We start from the raw sequence: 14,918 nt of genomic DNA, 5'->3' as shown, positions 1-14,918 counted from the left end.
TTCACGGTAGAAAATGCCCCATCTTTCGTACTGCCAAAGTAAGCTGAATAGCCAAGGCAAGCATGATGTCATTATGCCCTGCTCATATCCAGCCATCACGACTCTATATAACCGCGAACAGTATGCAGACCCGGCGCTGCGCGAAATGTTCGTTTATCACTTGAAGATGCCGTAAGGAACAGGCAAACACCTCAGCCGAGAAACATTTCCCGCACCAGGGCATGACGCTGCATTTTCTCGTTCAGCGTCCTCCGGGGCAATTGCAACTCGTTGAGCACAGCCTTGATATCGCCTTTGTGGCGGGTCAATGAGGCGCGCAGGCATTGCGCTTCGAAGGCTTCCTGACGTGCCGCCAGTGAATGTCCTGGTAGTTGAGTGTCGGCTTGCGGTGGCGTCATTTCCAGGCCCAGGGTCTGCCGCTCGGCCGCATTGGCGAGTTCGCGCACATTGCCGGGCCAGTCGTGGCTGAGCAGCTGGTTCAGGCGCGCGGCGCTCAGGGCGGGGGCCTCACGTCCCATACGCTCGGCGGCGGCCCTGCTGAAATGGCTGAACAGTTGCGCAATGTCCTCAAGCCGGTCGCGCAGCGCAGGCAAGCGCAGCTCGGCAACGTTCAGTCGGTAGGCCAGGTCCTCGCGGAAGCGCCCGGCGCGAGCTTCTTCGAGCAGGTCCGGTTTGGTCGCCGCAATGATCCGCAGGTCAACCTTGATGCTCTGGTTGGAGCCCAGCCTTTCAAGGCACTTGTCCTGCAGGACGCGCAGCAGCTTGACCTGTTGCGCCAAGGGCATGCTCTCTATTTCATCGAGAAACACCGTACCGCCGTCGGCGTATTCCAGCCGCCCGATACGTTTACCCTGCGCGCCGGTAAATGCGCCACTTTCGTGCCCGAACAGCTCGGCCTCGAACAGGTATTCCGGGATGGCGGCACAGTTGAGTGCCACGAAGGGTTTGCCGGCGCGTGGGCCGAAGTCGTGAAGGCAGCGAGCCACCAGCTCTTTGCCGCTGCCGGTTTCACCACGAATGATCACGTTGACAGGCAGTTGCGACAGCTCCAGCACCTGGCGCCGCAGGGTCTGCAGGCTTGGGGATACGCCGAGCAGGGTGGCATCCAGCCGGGTTCTGGCGTCGGCCTGTTCATGCAGGCGACGGTTTTCCAGTACCAGTTGGCGTTTTTCCAGCGCTCGCCGCAGGTTGCTGATCAACGTTTCCGGGCTGAATGGCTTTTCCAGAAAATCATAGGCACCTTCGCGCATGGCCTCTACTGCCATGGGCACATCGCCGTGGCCGGTCAGCAGAATGACGGGCAGGTCCCGGTCAAGGGCGTGCAGGTGGGTCAGCAATTGCAGGCCGGTCATGCCCGGCATGCGCACATCGGTCAGCACCACGCCCGGGAAATGCTCCGGCATCTGCGCCAGGCACTCTTCGGCGCGGGCGAAGACCTGCACCTCAAAACCTGACAGCGTCAGCCATTGTTCGACGGCTTGCCGGATAGGTGCCTCGTCGTCTACCACGATGACCGAGTTCAGCATCACAGGTCAGGTCTCCAGAAAGTCATTAGGCAGGCTGAACCAGAACCGCGCACCCTCGGCATGGTTTTCAGCAGTCAGTTGCCCGCCCAGTTCGTGAATGATCGCGTACGACACCGCCAGACCAAGGCCCAGGCCATCGCCCACCGGTTTGGTGGTGAAGAACGGATCGAACAGGCTGGCCATATGTTGTGCCGCGATTCCCGCGCCGCTGTCGCTGACGCTGAGCCGCCAGTGGCTGTTGCAGGCATCGATACGGACTTCGAGGCGTCTGGACGGGCGCTCTCGCATGGCATCCAGTGCGTTGCGCAGCAGATTGATCAGCACCTGCTCCAGACGTATCGCATCACCGCGCACCCAGGCGGGCCGCGCCAGGTGCAGCACGCAGTCAATGCGCTCTTCGCGCAGACGCGGTTCGAGCAGCAACAAGGCCTGATCGACGACGGTGGCCAGGTCCAGACGCTCGCGCAGGCCGCTGGGGCTCTTGCGCGCAAAGGTTTTCAGGTGGCCGGTCAGTGCGGCCATGCGCGTCAGTTGCTGATCCACCGGCACCAGCGCTTTGCAGGCTTCATCGACTCGGCCCTGATCCAGCAGCAGGCGCAGGGTTGCCAGTTGCATGCGCTGGGCGGTCAGCGGCTGATTGATTTCATGGGCCAGCGCCGCCGACATCTGCCCCAGCGCGGCAAGTTTGGCCGACTGCACAAGGCCGTCCTGCGCGGTTTGCAGATCACGGGTGCGCTCTTGTACCAGACGCTCAAGTTCGTCACGATTGCGCTCGCGTAACCGCGCCAGTCGCCAGCGCTGGTAAAGAAACAGTCCCAGAAACACGATGGCCAGCCAGATACCTGCGGCGGCCAGCCCGGCGTTGCGAACGTCCTCACTGGAGACGGGCGGCTTGCGCAGCAGGTGCAACGTCCAGTTTTCGTCGGGCAGCGGCAGCGACTGCCATAGGTAATCAGCTGCGCCGTCCGGGCCTTCAATACGGCTCAAGTGGCTGTTTTCACCGAAACGCTCAAGCACCCGACTGCGCAGCAGTGACAGTGATTTCTTGTCGTACTGGCGGGTGCGCAACAGATCGGCACGGCCCTCGACTGAAATGGGCAGCAGCTCGCGATAGCGCCAGCCAGCCCGATTGGCGATGAAGACAATGCCTTTCTCGTCGCTGACCAGCAGCAGGTCGTCACCCTGGCCCCATTCCTGTTCAAGGTTCGGAAACTCCAGTTTGACCACCATCGCGCCCATGAATGCACCCGCATCGTCCACGACGGCACTGGACAGAAAGTACCCGGGAATGCCGGTGGTCACACCCACCGCGTAGAAACGCCCGGTGCCTTGGGCTCGGGTTTGCAGGAAGTAGGGGCGAAAACCGTAATTGTGGCCGACGTAGCTGTTGGGCGTGCGCCAGTTGCTCGCGCCGATCGCAAGGCCGTGCAGATCGAGCAATTCAAGGGTCGATGAATGCGCCGCGCTGTTGATCTTTTCCAGCTTGATGTTGAGCGCGTTTTGCACCTCTTCGGTCACCGGGCCGTTTAACGCAGCACGAATCTGCGGGTCGAGCGCCAGCACCGAGGGAAGGGCGCGATAACGCTCGATGAGGGTGTGCAGGGTGTTGGCATACAGCGCCAGTTGCCCACCGGCACGTGCGGCATCTTCTGACAGCGTATGGCGCTGCGCCTGACGCATTGCAATTCCGGACGACAGTGCAGCGCCGGCCAGAATCAACAGCACGTAAAGAGTGATGCGCCAGTAGCGATGCTTGAGGGTCATGTTGCGGCCTGATCGGACTCCAATGGCGTGTTGGCGAGGGGATGCTCGCCAGCACGCCAGTGGGCGGGCGTTACAACAGGTTGAAGGTGGCTTCTTTCACGGTCTGTGAATCCAGGCCGATCATGACCTTGAATTCGCCGGGTTCTGCAGCGTACTTGAGCTCGCTGTTGTAGAACTTCAGGTCGTCTTCGCCGAGGGTGAAGGTAACGACTTTTTCCTCACCAGGCTCAAGCATTACCTTGTCGAAGTTTTTCAGCTCCTTGACCGGACGACTGATCGAGGCCGCCACGTCGTGCAGGTACAGCTGCACAATGGTAGCGCCCGCCACCTTGCCGGTGTTCTTCACGGTCACGCTGGCGGTGAGCTTGCCTTTGCGCGCCATGTTGGCATCCGACAGCTTGATGTCCGAGACGTCGAACTGCGTGTAGCTCAGGCCAAAACCGAACGGGAACAGCGGGCCATTGGGCTCTTCGAAGTAATGCGAGGTGTAGTTGCCCGGCTTGCCTTCGTGGTATGGACGACCCGTGTTCAGGTGCGCGTAGTAGACCGGCAGTTGGCCAATCGAGCGCGGGAACGACATGGCCAGTTTGCCCGACGGGTTGTAGTCGCCGAACAGCACGTCAGCCACGGCATTGCCGCCTTCGGTGCCCGGGAACCAGGTTTCGAGCATGGCGTCTGCCTGCTCCTGTTCGTCGACCAGTACCAGCGGACGACCATTCATCAGCACCAGCACCAACGGCTTGCCAGTGGCCTTCAGAGCCTTGATCAGATCACGTTGCTTGCCTGGAATGTTCAGGCTGCTGCGGCTGGCCGATTCGTGGGACATGCCACGCGACTCGCCTACCACGGCAACGATTACATCGGACTGCTCGGCGACCTTGACGGCTTCGTCGATCATTTCCTGCGCCGGGCGCGGGTCGATCTCTACTTCTTTCTCGATGAAGTTCAGGTAAGTGAGAACGTGTTCGTTGTCACTGACGTTGGCGCCGCGGGCGTAAAGCAGTTTGGCTTTGTCACCGACCGCATTGGCCAGACCTTCATACACGGTCACCGACTGAGCGGGACGGCCAGCAGCCGACCAACTGCCAAGCATGTCGAGGTGGCTTTGTGCCAACCCGCCAATGACTGCGATGGTGCCCTGTTTCTTCAGCGGCAGGGTGTCGTTCTGGTTTTTCAGCAGGACCAGCGTCTTGCGCGCGACATCGCGGGCTTCGGCGCGGTGCAGGCGGTCGTCGGAATACGTGTCGGCCGGATCATCGGCGGCAACTCCAATGCGCCCGTAAGGCGAGGCGAACAGGCCCATGTCGTACTTGGCACCGAGCACTTCACGCACGGCGCTGTCGATTTCCTTCATGGAGACCTCGCCGTCCTTGACCAGGCCGGGCAACTGCTCGCCATAGGCCACATCGTTCATGCTGAGGTCGACGCCAGCCTTGATTGCCAGCTTGGCAGCTTCGCGGTAATCCTTGGCCACGCCGTGTTCGATCAGTTCCTTGATCGCGCCGTGGTCGCTGATGGTCACGCCCTTGAAGCCCCAGTCCTTGCGCAGCAGGTCCTGCATCAGCCATTTATTGGAGGTGGACGGGACGCCATTGATCGAGTTGAGTGCGACCATGATGCCGCCAGCCCCGGCATCGATGCCGGCTTTGTAAGGCGGCAGATAGTCCTGGTACATGCGCGTCATGCTCATGTCCACTGTGTTGTAGTCACGCCCGCCCTCGACCGCGCCGTACAGGGCGAAGTGCTTGACGGCGGCCATGATGCTGTCGTTCGCAGCGACGTTCTTGCCCTGAAAAGAGCGGACCATCACGTCGGAAATGCGTGACACCAGATAAGTGTCCTCGCCAAAGCCTTCGGAGCTACGGCCCCAGCGCGGATCGCGTGAAATGTCGACCATGGGCGCAAAGGTCATGTCGATACTGTCGGCACTCGCCTCTTTAGCCGAAACACGACCCATCAGGGCGACGGCGTCCATGTCCCAACTGGCGGCCATGCCCAGGCTGATCGGGAAAATCGTGCGATGGCCGTGAACGACGTCATAGGCAAAGAACATCGGAATCTTCAGGCGGCTGTTGGCAACGGCGGCTTCCTGCAGCGGACGGTTTTCCGAGCGTGTAATGGAGTTGAACGTGCCGCCGATTCTTCCGGCAGCAATCTCCTTGAGGATTTGCGGCTGCGGCATTTCCCCGCTGATACTGATCAAACGCAACTGGCCGATCTTTTCGTCCAGAGTCATTTGTTTCATCAGTTTGCCGATGAAGGCATTCTTGGCCTGAAGCGTTGTATTGTCCGTGGCGGCAGCGCTTTGGGCCATCACTGACTGACTGGCCATACCGACCAGCAAACCTAATAAACACAGCTTATTCATGAATGATTTCTCAAGGCTTTTGTCAGCAACTCGCGTTTAATGTCTGACAGCCAGTTTTTGGGTTATGGACCTTTGGCGTTATGGTTCGGGCAGGACGCAAGGATAGTTGTCATCCGCTTTACTGCACGAAGCCCTTCCAAGGTGTGTACGAAAATGGTGATTTGATTGATTTTTGTACAAACCCTGTCTGATCGATTAGTGACCGTACCGGGTGTCGGCGATGGATTATGCCGGGGAAGTTGTGTTTTGGCTAAGGCGTGTCGTTTCAGTAGATTCAAAAAAGCACCGGAGGTCTGATTTTGAAGTCTGTTTCACGGTTGATGTTGTGCATGGTGATGTTTTTGGGAGGGGTATTTCGTGCCGACGCGCAGGAGCCAGCACTGGTATTTCCGCCGATGACCGGTAGCGTGGTCGATGCTGCGCAGATGCTCGACAGCCAGACCACGGTTCGTCTGGCAAGGCTGCTACGTGCCCACGAGCAGGCAACCGGTGAGCGGGTAGTGGTGGTGACCCAGGCTGATTTGCAGGGTGCGAGCCTCGAGGAATTCGGCGCTCGGCTGGGCGATGCGTGGGGGTTGGGGCTGCACGGCGAGGACGACAGCGTGCTGCTGATGATCGACCGTGACAAGCGCAAGGTGTTTATGGAGGTCGGCGCTGCCTTGCAGGATCGTCTCAGTGACGCGCAGAGCTCGTTGATCATCGACATGCTGATGACCCCCGAGTTTGACGATGGCCGCTTTGCTGTCGGTATAGAGCGTGGTGCCCGTGCGGTCATCGCAGCGCTGGGTGGTCAGATACCTGACTATCCTGAACCGACACGGCAGATGGCTGGCTATGAGGAGCAGGCCAGTGACGATCAGGTCTGGCTGTTCGCTGTTGTGCTGACCCTTATTGTGTTGGCGATTGTGGTTATCAGCATCAGGCGCGGTGCCGCTGTACGGCCTGCACGTGACAGAACCGCTGAACGCAGCGGCGGGCGCTTCGGTGGCGGCGGTGCATCAGGCAACTGGTAGTTGATCGATTCGGGAATGAGGGAATGAGGGAACCATGGCGTTATTGAACAAAGACGAACAGCGGCAAGTCGCCGAAGCGATTGATCGCGTCGAGCAACGTACCGATGCCGAACTGGTCACGGTGCTGGCCGCTCGTTCCGATGACTATGCCTACATGCCGCTGATCTGGGCCGGGCTGATCGGCCTGTTGCTGCCGGGTACGGTCAATTACTGCGTTCAGTGGTTGAGCGCGGACGAGCTGATGCTGGCGCAGATGAGCACCTTCATTATCGTTGCGCTGGCGTGCCGCATCCCGAAAGTGTCCGCCTTGCTGGTGCCGGTCTCGGTCAGGCGCTGGCGTGCAGGCAACCTGGCGCGTCGGCAGTTTCTCGAGCAGAACCTGCACAAGACCCATGACGGCACCGGCATTCTGGTGTTTGTCAGTGAGGCCGAGCGTTATGTCGAAATTCTGGTTGATCATGGCATCGCCAGTCGTCTGCACGACGATACCTGGAAGGCAATGGTTGATGTGTTCACTCAACAGGTCCGGGACGGGCAGATTCTGCAGGGGTTTCTGGGTTGTATTCACGCCTGCGGCGAGCTGCTTGCCGATCACGTGCCAGTGACCCACGGTAAAAACGAACTGCCCAACAGGCTGGTGGTGCTGGGTTAAGAACAAGAAAGCAGGTGGCGATAGGATCGCCACCTGCTTTTGTTGAAAACATGCGCGTCAGACGAAGCGCTTTGTATCGTAGAACGATTTGATGTACGTCTTCAGGTGTTCGACATGCTGGCTGATCTTCGCCGAAGAATCATCTTGCTGCGTGATCTGCTCCAGAAAGTTGTAGAGCGACTGATACACTTTTTTCGCCTCTTCTACCCAAAGCGCTTTGCTCTGGCTGACGCCCGCGAGTCCTGTCAACTCGTCAAGCTTTGCTGCTGTGGCCTTTGCTTCCTGATGGGCAATGCGAGACTCTTCAAGCAAGGCGTTATAGCGCAGCCTCAGCCTGTCGCGTTCTTCAATGAGATCAAGGTATGTCAGAGCGCTGCTGACCTTGTCGAGGAGTTTGCCGAGTCTGGCAATCCCTGCAGTGACCAGTGCGAGTTCCGGCGATGGCAGGGCGACCAGTTTGAGTTCCTCGGCAGTGGGTAACATTTCCTTGAACACGTCTGCAACATTGTATTTTTCAAATGTCTTGATGGTGGCGTCAAGCAGGCGTCGATCGGCGGTAATTTCACCCATCGTGCTTTCCAGCGATGCTGAGCGTAGGGTCATGCTGTCGATCTGTTCCTGGAGTATCTCCAGCAAACGATTGCCTTCCAGCTTCAGGTTGATCTGCGCCATATCATCGCTGTGCTCGGCAATGGCTTTAGCGCTGTTGCGTACGACCATAGTGAGATTCGATACCTGACGAATACGCTGTGCGTTCAACAGACTGATAGCTTGCTGCTTCTGTTTGTCACTCAGTCTTTGGTCTGCCTCGATCTGCTGTTGTTTGAGATCTATTGGCTGCAGGTTCACGCTATTCAACTGGACGGTGACAGCGGCGAGATTATCGTGATAGACCTTGTCCGCACGCTTCAACGCTGTTTGAAGTGGCAGCATTTTTTCTTTCATTACGGGCAGAAAGTCCAGTTTCAAAGCGCTTGTCTGCGCAAGAATGTTCTGGCGGGCGGCGTTCATGGTTTCAGGGGCGGGAGGGGTCAGGATCAATGCCTTATCCAGGGTGTCGGTGCTCATGCTCATCGTCCCACTACAACGACGGGTTGTTGTTCGCGTTGAAACTGATCCAGCGCACTGTCAAATATCTTGAGTAGCTGAGTCGTCATGCCCCTTATTTCCAGCCACGGTGTGACTACGCCTTGAAACTGCATGGCGAAAATCATCAGCGCCTGATCGTCAGTGATCGCCGCCAGTTCATTGGCAGAACTGTCGATGTACGCTGCCAGCATGGTCCAGAGGTCTTTCAGATGGGTGGCGCTCTGATGAGCGTCCATCATGCGAATATTCATGTCTTCGAAGAGTATTTGCAGGCTGCGCACGGCGGCCGCTAAAGGAACTTTTTCCTTGAGTGTTTGAACTTTCTGGTTTTTGGAATCAACCATTCGGTTTTTTTCTTTTCGGATTTTCTCCGCTTTGGCGCCAAAAATACCTCCCGTGATAGCGACCCCGATGGGCCCGCCGAAACCTCCCCAGGCAATATTATTCATGGAAAACTTATACTCTTTGTTTTTCTGCTCGATCTCTTTCGTCAGTTGTTCGATATCTTTTTCCAGCTCCTTGAGCTGCTGGTCCAGGCCAGAGCGACGTGCCAGTTTTACCTTGTCGTTGATACCAGGAATGAGTTGAACGCTCAGCACGGTACTGAACGTGTCGATGTGTTGCGCCAATGTTCCTGCAGCGTGCTGATGATTCTTTATCTGAGAGGCGGTCTTTTTCAGAAACGCTGCCAGTGTGATACAGACCTTTTGGTCGGTTTCACCCAGTGGAGTCGGATTTTTTTCGCGGACCTCTTCGATGGTCAAGTCGGCAACGGTCAGATCCAGCTGTCTGGCAAAATCCATCTTTTCGATGTAGTTGATGATCTGTTGGCCCTGCCCCGAGAATTGCGCGGCAAACAAGTCAATGGCGAACCCGCTGCGCTTGATGCCATCCTCGATGCCCAGCCAGCTCTTGCCATGATTATTGATGGCCTGGTAAGTCACCAGCATATCTTTAGGCTCAAGCCCGGGAATGCCACTTTTCGTAAAACCCAATTGCTGTTCGACACGAGGAAGCGAGGTGGGAATGTTCAGGGCGTGACGCTCGTAACGCTTTAAACTGAGGATGTCTTCCCTGGTCAGAATAAGTGCCGCGCTTCGGCCTCCGTTTTTTTCATCATCGAGTATAACGCTCAAGTACTCGACGGGTTTTAAAGTAACCCGTGCGATGTCTTCGTTTTCCAATAGTGCTGCTTGACTTAACATAGTACACGTTCCTTGTGCGGGTTATTCTGTTGGAGTAATTAGTCTCCAGAAATGTGAACTGATTACGTTTAACCAGTCAGGGTGACTATAAAGATGTTTTTGTACGGTGCAAGTAATGGCCCGTGGTTTTCGGCACGGATTATTTTACCGGTTGTGTGCGTTTCGCCGTGGCGTGTAGGGCGGTGCGAACAGTGTGTGTAGTCTCTGAAAAATAGGGGTGCCCATGACGCGCTGACGCGCTTAAAATGCCGCTCTGATTTTCCGAGTCCCGGCCGGGACGCCTGAGGCACATTTTCAATGTCAGTCATCACCCCCACGTCATCCATCGCTGCGAACGATCACCGTGCGCAGTTCCTTGGCCTGTTGGACACCAGCCTGTCGCAGAACTCGCTGATCAAGCTGGTCCTGGCCAAATACGTGGGCAGCGAAGCCGACTTGCAGCGGATCATCATCAAGCCACTGACCGTCAAGGAGCAGCCGTGTCTGAGCTTTGTGTATCGCTACAAGACGCGCGATATCACCAAGAACTTTCCGCTTGCCGAGGCGGTAGCCGTTATTGCCAGCCTGATACCTGAATCGTTCAAAAACGCGCACCTGTTGTCATTGAGCGATGAAGTTCAGCTGGAATACAGCAAAAAGGGCAAGACCACGCTGTTCAAAAGCAAGGCTCAGCAAGAGCGCGAAGCCCCTTCGGCCGGGCATGATCGCGAGAAAAAGCGCTATCTGGAGCTGAGCCGACCGTTCCTTGCCGATCTGGGTGTGACCAACCGGCAGCATGAGCTGATCCCCGCCATGTCGCGCAAGTGGAAGCAGATCAACAAGTTCATCGAAGTGTTTTCCCACGCGTTGAGCTCATCGTCACTCAAACTGGATCAACCGATCAAGGTGGCAGATTTCGGCTCGGGCAAGGGCTACCTGACCTTCGCCATTCACGATTACCTGTGCAATACCTTGCAGGCGCAAGGGCAAGTAACCGGCGTCGAGTTGCGCGAGGACATGGTCACGCTGTGCAATAACGCTGCTGCAGGGCTTGAGCATCCCGGCCTGACCTTCCAGCACGGGGATGTACGCAGCGTTGCGCCCCGTGCGCTGGACGTGATGATCGCGCTGCACGCCTGTGACATCGCGACTGACTACGCCATTCATATGGGCATTCGCTCCGGCGCCTCGATCATCATGTGCTCGCCGTGCTGCCACAAGCAGATCCGTTTGCAGATCCAGAGCCCGTCACTGTTGAAGCCGATGCTGCAATACGGTCTGCACATGGGCCAGCAGGCAGAAATGGTCACTGACAGCCTGCGTGCCTTGTTGCTGGACGCATGCGGTTACGAAACCAAGGTCTTTGAGTTCATCTCTCTGGAACACACCAACAAGAACAAGATGATCCTCGCCGTCAAACGCGCAGAACCGGCCAATCCGGCCCAGTTGCTGGTGCGTATCCAGGAGCTCAAGGCGTTTTACGGCATCAGTGAGCAGTGCCTTGAAACCCTGCTTCAGGCGGACGGCTTTCTCGGCTGACAGCATTGATCCGGGTGGCGACCGGCGGTAAGGCCTTTGACCGGTTGTATTGCGCTGGATCAACGTCCGCGCCTCGCGCAAGGCGGATGCTTGAGCTATTACCCGAGCGTCCGAGCCATTCACGAGGATCCGTCATGAGCAGCACTTTTTTCATTCCCGCAGTGAACATCATTGGCGCTGGCTGCATCGATGAAGCCATGCTCGCCATACGCAAATACGGATTTCTCAAGGCGCTGATCGTCACCGATGCAGGGCTGGCCAAGGCCGGTGTGGCCAGCCAGGTCGCCGGACTGCTGGTGGAGCAGGGCATCGACTCGGTGGTGTATGACGGTGCCAGACCCAACCCGACCATCGCCAACGTCGAAAACGGCCTGGCTTTGCTGCGGAAACGTCAGTGCGATTTCGTGATTTCTCTGGGTGGTGGCTCACCCCACGACTGCGCCAAGGGCATTGCCCTGTGCGCCAGCAACGGCGGGCACATCAGCGACTATGAAGGCGTCGACCGTTCGGCAAAGCCGCAGTTGCCGCTGATCGCGATCAACACCACAGCCGGAACCGCCAGCGAGATGACCCGCTTCTGCATCATCACCGATGAAGCGCGTCACGTAAAAATGGCCATCATCGACCGCAACGTAACACCCCTGTTATCCGTAAACGACCCGAACATGATGGTCGCCATGCCCAAATCACTGACCGCCGCCACCGGTATGGATGCCTTGACCCACGCCATCGAAGCGTATGTGTCGACCGCCGCCACGCCGATCACCGACGCCTGCGCATTGCAGGCCATGTCACTGATCGCCAACAATCTGCGCGAGGCAGTCAGCAACGGGACAAACATCACTGCGCGCGAGAACATGGCCTATGCCCAGTTTCTCGCCGGCATGGCTTTCAACAATGCCTCGCTGGGTTACGTGCACGCGATGGCGCATCAACTGGGCGGCTTCTATGATTTGCCGCATGGCGTGTGCAATGCCGTGCTGCTGCCTCATGTGCAGCGTTTCAACGCGAGCGTCAGTGCTGCACGTCTGACCGATGTTGCCCATGCAATGGGGGCCAGCGTTCGTGGTCTGTCGCCGGAAGAAGGTGCGCACGCGGCAATCGAGGCTATTCGGGCCTTGTCTGCTGCGGTAGAGATCCCGGCGGGCCTGACTGCACTGGGCGTCAAGGAAGAGGATTTCCCTGTTCTTGCCGCCAATGCATTGAAAGACGCTTGCGGTTTCACCAACCCACGCCCGGCGGATCTTGAGCAGATTCAGGAACTGTTCCGCCAGGCACTTTGATTTCTGGATAAAACAGACTCGCACATGGACATGCTCAGGCCTTATACCCTCGCGGACCGGGATACCTGTCTGGATATTTTCGATAGCAACGTGCCGCGTTATTTTGACCCGGTGGAGCGCAAGCTATTTGCCAGCTTCCTCATGGCTCCGCTGGGTCATTACTTCGTTGTCGAACGCGAGGGGGCTGTGCTGGCGTGCGGCGGCTATCTTGTGCTGTCGGACCCTGCTGTTGCCGAACTCACATGGGGCATGGTCCACGGCGAGCGCCACGGCAGCGGGCTTGGCAGGTTTCTGACCCAGGCCCGGCTGGATGTCATGCAATCGTTACCGGGTGTCACCCGAGCCCACATCAATACCAGCCAGCACGTTCAGGGGTTCTACTCCGGTCTGGGGTTTGTCGTGAGCGCCATCAAGGCGGATGGGCATGGTCGCGGAATCGACAGCATCAAGATGGATCTGGCGTTCCGGTAAACCATGTACATGCTTGCGCTTTTCATCTGAACAAAGGCTGACGAAAGCTGCAGAACATGAGCTATGCAGGTCGCTGTGCGTCTAGCATCCAGACTGTCTTCGCGACTCCCGTGAATATGCCTGGAAGCTCAACTGATGAGGCCCCTGCCGTTTGTTTTGAAAAGCTGCTTCATGCAATGCGCGGCTGCCATGTTGCTGACGCTTGCAGGGCCACAGTACTTACCAGCGGCCGACCTGCCTGAAGGGTTTGCCAAAGGCGTCACCGGTGGCGGGTCGGCCGCCGACGTGCATCCATCGACACTGGACGACCTTCGATCAGCTTTGTGTGCGTCACATGACGCGCACGGTGCGTGCACAGACCAAACCCCAAGAGTCATTGTGCTGGACCACCTGTTCGACTTTCGTGGCAGTGTCGTTGCCAACGGCAGCGCCGAAACCACTGCGCCCGGCTGTGTCGTCAAGCCCTGTGCGCAGGGTGGAGAACAGCTTGCACTCAATGGCGCCAATGACTTCTGCCAATCCAGGCCAGCGGTCATGGTGACCTACGACAATGCCGGGTTGAAGCCACTGAAAGTCGGCTCGAACAAGACGCTGATCGGTGCAGGCACCAAGGCGGGCATTGCAGGCACAGGGCTGTTCATCGGTGACGGCGCGCACAACGTGATTGTGCGTAACCTGACGCTTTCAGACATCAACCCCAGTGTCGTATGGGGTGGAGATGCGCTCACCCTGAACAAGGCCGATGGCGTATGGATCGACCACAACACCTTTGCCCGCATCGGCAGGCAAATGATCGTGACTGGCTGGGGCACCGCTTCACACGTCACTATTTCCAGCAATGAATTCGATGGCCGAACGCCTTACTCATCGACCTGCGATGGCCATCATTACTGGGTCTGGCTGTTCCTGGGCAGCCAGGACACGCTGACGTTATCGAGAAACTACCTGCACGACACGTCCGGCAGAGCACCGCATTCCGGCGGAATGAAAAATGCTCAAATCCGCGCTCAACTGGTCAACAACGTGTTTCAGCGCATGACCTACCAAGGCGCAATCATGTCGCGTACCTCATCCTCGCAGTTGCTGGTAGAGGGGAACGACTTCGAAAACGTAGCCCATCCCCTGTTCAACGACACGGACCAGCCGGGTACCGCATTCGCCTTGTTCGAGCCGGTTTCAGCGGCTGCGAACAGCACGTGTATGAGCGTGATCGGCAGGCTTTGTATCGCGAATCAGCAACGAGCCAGTGGCGAAGACTATCGCCCGCAGGACGCCTCCGCTTTGCAGGCGTTCCGGGATTATCGGCAATACCTGGTGGTGCCGGTGTCGGCACAAGAGGCACGGGCGCGGGTGCCAGGGGAGGCGGGGGCGGGGAAGGTGGGTGTTGGTTTACGGCCTTGATTCGACTGTCTGGGTTGTAAACCTGAAACGCAGCGTGTCGAAATGCAGATAGCGCCCCTGCACATCGAAAGGCTGCGCAAGCTCAAGGTAGGCGTCTGCCTGTTCGGCTTCGTCTAGAAGTGAGCTCATTCGCTGACGTCTCTATTCAATTGTTAATGTCAGCAGGTCAGGCGTCTTTATCTACACCGCCCACCCCAGCGTGATCGCTGCCAGCGTCAAATAACGCAAGGCTTTTGCAAGTGTCACAACGAGCAGAAAACTCCACAGCGGCTCACGCATGACGCCGGCGATCATGGTAATCGGGTCACCAATGATGGGCACCCAACTGAGCAGTAATGCCCAGCGTCCATGCCGTGCATAAATGGTTTGGGCTTTGTCGAGGTGGCGCTCGCTGACGGGGAACCAGCGCTTGTGCCGAAAGCGTTCAATCGAGCGCCCCAGGTACCAATTCACGACCGAACCCAGTACATTTCCCGTCGTTGCAATCAGCAACAGAAGGATTGTCGCGTAGCGTTCCGAAAGGAGCATGCCGACCAGTACTGCTTCAGACTGCAGCGGCAGAAGCGTTGCGGCACCAAATGCCACGGCCAGGAGGCCCAGGTAGCTGGTCAGCTCGAACACGATGTCA

The 14,918-nt window shown here is 57.8% G+C and carries 13 protein-coding genes; 6 read left to right on the top strand and 7 right to left on the bottom strand.

The annotated features are described in order from the left end of the window. Nucleotides 1-191: 191 nt before the first annotated feature. The 3 genes from PSPTO_RS22260 to bglX all read right to left on the bottom strand — a co-directional run bounded on the left by PSPTO_RS22260 (nucleotide 192) and on the right by bglX (nucleotide 5,658). Nucleotides 192-1,526 (bottom strand): sigma-54-dependent transcriptional regulator, encoded by a 1,335-nt coding sequence (locus tag PSPTO_RS22260; RefSeq protein WP_011104948.1) that lies wholly within the window; start codon nucleotides 1,524-1,526, stop codon nucleotides 192-194. A gap of 6 nt (nucleotides 1,527-1,532) precedes the next feature. Further along, entirely contained in the window at nucleotides 1,533-3,290 is a 1,758-nt protein-coding gene (locus PSPTO_RS22255) for an ATP-binding protein (protein ID WP_007246182.1), read from the bottom strand. Nucleotides 3,291-3,360: 70 nt separating this feature from the next. Next, nucleotides 3,361-5,658 (bottom strand): beta-glucosidase BglX, encoded by a 2,298-nt coding sequence (bglX, locus tag PSPTO_RS22250; RefSeq protein ID WP_007246181.1) that lies wholly within the window; start codon nucleotides 5,656-5,658, stop codon nucleotides 3,361-3,363. A 329-nt stretch (nucleotides 5,659-5,987) separates the two neighbouring features. Between bglX and PSPTO_RS22245 the strand changes: the two genes are divergently transcribed. After that, nucleotides 5,988-6,671 (top strand): TPM domain-containing protein, encoded by a 684-nt coding sequence (locus tag PSPTO_RS22245; protein ID WP_032622185.1) that lies wholly within the window; start codon nucleotides 5,988-5,990, stop codon nucleotides 6,669-6,671. A gap of 34 nt (nucleotides 6,672-6,705) precedes the next feature. After that, nucleotides 6,706-7,323: a TPM domain-containing protein gene (locus PSPTO_RS22240; protein ID WP_003381663.1), complete on the top strand. Its 618-nt coding sequence runs from the start codon at nucleotides 6,706-6,708 to the stop codon at nucleotides 7,321-7,323. A 57-nt stretch (nucleotides 7,324-7,380) separates the two neighbouring features. On the opposite strand, the gene PSPTO_RS22235 is transcribed toward PSPTO_RS22240, so the two are convergent. Together PSPTO_RS22235 and PSPTO_RS22230 are read right to left on the bottom strand one after the other, a co-directional pair. After that, nucleotides 7,381-8,397 (bottom strand): alpha-xenorhabdolysin family binary toxin subunit B, encoded by a 1,017-nt coding sequence (locus PSPTO_RS22235; protein WP_046463676.1) that lies wholly within the window; start codon nucleotides 8,395-8,397, stop codon nucleotides 7,381-7,383. Further along, on the bottom strand, nucleotides 8,394-9,617 hold the full coding sequence (locus tag PSPTO_RS22230) for an alpha-xenorhabdolysin family binary toxin subunit A (RefSeq protein WP_011104945.1): 1,224 nt from the start codon (nucleotides 9,615-9,617) through the stop codon (nucleotides 8,394-8,396). The genes PSPTO_RS22235 and PSPTO_RS22230 overlap by 4 nt, the downstream gene beginning before the upstream one ends. A 297-nt stretch (nucleotides 9,618-9,914) precedes the next feature. Between PSPTO_RS22230 and PSPTO_RS22225 the strand changes: the two genes are divergently transcribed. From PSPTO_RS22225 to PSPTO_RS22210, 4 genes are all read left to right on the top strand, one after another. Continuing rightward, nucleotides 9,915-11,135: a class I SAM-dependent methyltransferase gene (locus tag PSPTO_RS22225; protein WP_011104944.1), complete on the top strand. Its 1,221-nt coding sequence runs from the start codon at nucleotides 9,915-9,917 to the stop codon at nucleotides 11,133-11,135. Nucleotides 11,136-11,269: 134 nt separating this feature from the next. Continuing rightward, entirely contained in the window at nucleotides 11,270-12,418 is a 1,149-nt protein-coding gene (gene yiaY / locus PSPTO_RS22220) for an L-threonine dehydrogenase (RefSeq protein WP_011104943.1), read from the top strand. Between the two features lie 24 nt (nucleotides 12,419-12,442). Next, entirely contained in the window at nucleotides 12,443-12,889 is a 447-nt protein-coding gene (locus PSPTO_RS22215) for a GNAT family N-acetyltransferase (RefSeq protein WP_011104942.1), read from the top strand. A gap of 135 nt (nucleotides 12,890-13,024) precedes the next feature. Then, nucleotides 13,025-14,290, top strand: coding sequence for a right-handed parallel beta-helix repeat-containing protein (locus PSPTO_RS22210; protein WP_046463677.1), 1,266 nt, complete (start codon nucleotides 13,025-13,027; stop codon nucleotides 14,288-14,290). Here the strand turns inward: PSPTO_RS22210 and PSPTO_RS29945 are convergent. Continuing rightward, nucleotides 14,279-14,419 carry a hypothetical protein gene (locus PSPTO_RS29945; protein ID WP_005764687.1) on the bottom strand — a complete coding sequence of 47 codons (141 nt, stop codon included), beginning with the start codon at nucleotides 14,417-14,419 and terminating at the stop codon, nucleotides 14,279-14,281. The genes PSPTO_RS22210 and PSPTO_RS29945 overlap by 12 nt on opposite strands. 51 nt (nucleotides 14,420-14,470) lie before the next feature. Next, the gene (locus tag PSPTO_RS22205) at nucleotides 14,471-14,911 is read right to left on the bottom strand and encodes a YqaA family protein (protein ID WP_005764689.1); all 441 of its coding nucleotides are present in this window, start codon (nucleotides 14,909-14,911) and stop codon (nucleotides 14,471-14,473) included. Nucleotides 14,912-14,918: the final 7 nt, after the last annotated feature.

The organism is Pseudomonas syringae pv. tomato str. DC3000, from assembly GCF_000007805.1.
Taxonomy (GTDB): Bacteria; Pseudomonadota; Gammaproteobacteria; order Pseudomonadales; family Pseudomonadaceae; genus Aquipseudomonas; species Aquipseudomonas avellanae.
Note: the sequence above shows the minus strand (reverse complement) of the source record. Positions and strands in the feature narration are given on the sequence as shown.

Coding starts and splice junctions, on each gene's coding strand:
- PSPTO_RS22240 (WP_003381663.1), top strand. CDS start 6,706: ATGGCGTTATTGAACAAAGACGAACAGCGGCAAGTCGCCGAAGCGATT.
- PSPTO_RS29945 (WP_005764687.1), bottom strand. CDS start 14,419: ATGAGCTCACTTCTAGACGAAGCCGAACAGGCAGACGCCTACCTTGAG.
- PSPTO_RS22235 (WP_046463676.1), bottom strand. CDS start 8,397: ATGAGCATGAGCACCGACACCCTGGATAAGGCATTGATCCTGACCCCT.
- PSPTO_RS22210 (WP_046463677.1), top strand. CDS start 13,025: ATGAGGCCCCTGCCGTTTGTTTTGAAAAGCTGCTTCATGCAATGCGCG.
- yiaY (WP_011104943.1), top strand. CDS start 11,270: ATGAGCAGCACTTTTTTCATTCCCGCAGTGAACATCATTGGCGCTGGC.
- PSPTO_RS22215 (WP_011104942.1), top strand. CDS start 12,443: ATGGACATGCTCAGGCCTTATACCCTCGCGGACCGGGATACCTGTCTG.
- PSPTO_RS22225 (WP_011104944.1), top strand. CDS start 9,915: ATGTCAGTCATCACCCCCACGTCATCCATCGCTGCGAACGATCACCGT.
- PSPTO_RS22260 (WP_011104948.1), bottom strand. CDS start 1,526: ATGCTGAACTCGGTCATCGTGGTAGACGACGAGGCACCTATCCGGCAA.
- PSPTO_RS22245 (WP_032622185.1), top strand. CDS start 5,988: ATGGTGATGTTTTTGGGAGGGGTATTTCGTGCCGACGCGCAGGAGCCA.
- PSPTO_RS22255 (WP_007246182.1), bottom strand. CDS start 3,290: ATGACCCTCAAGCATCGCTACTGGCGCATCACTCTTTACGTGCTGTTG.
- bglX (WP_007246181.1), bottom strand. CDS start 5,658: ATGAATAAGCTGTGTTTATTAGGTTTGCTGGTCGGTATGGCCAGTCAG.
- PSPTO_RS22230 (WP_011104945.1), bottom strand. CDS start 9,617: ATGTTAAGTCAAGCAGCACTATTGGAAAACGAAGACATCGCACGGGTT.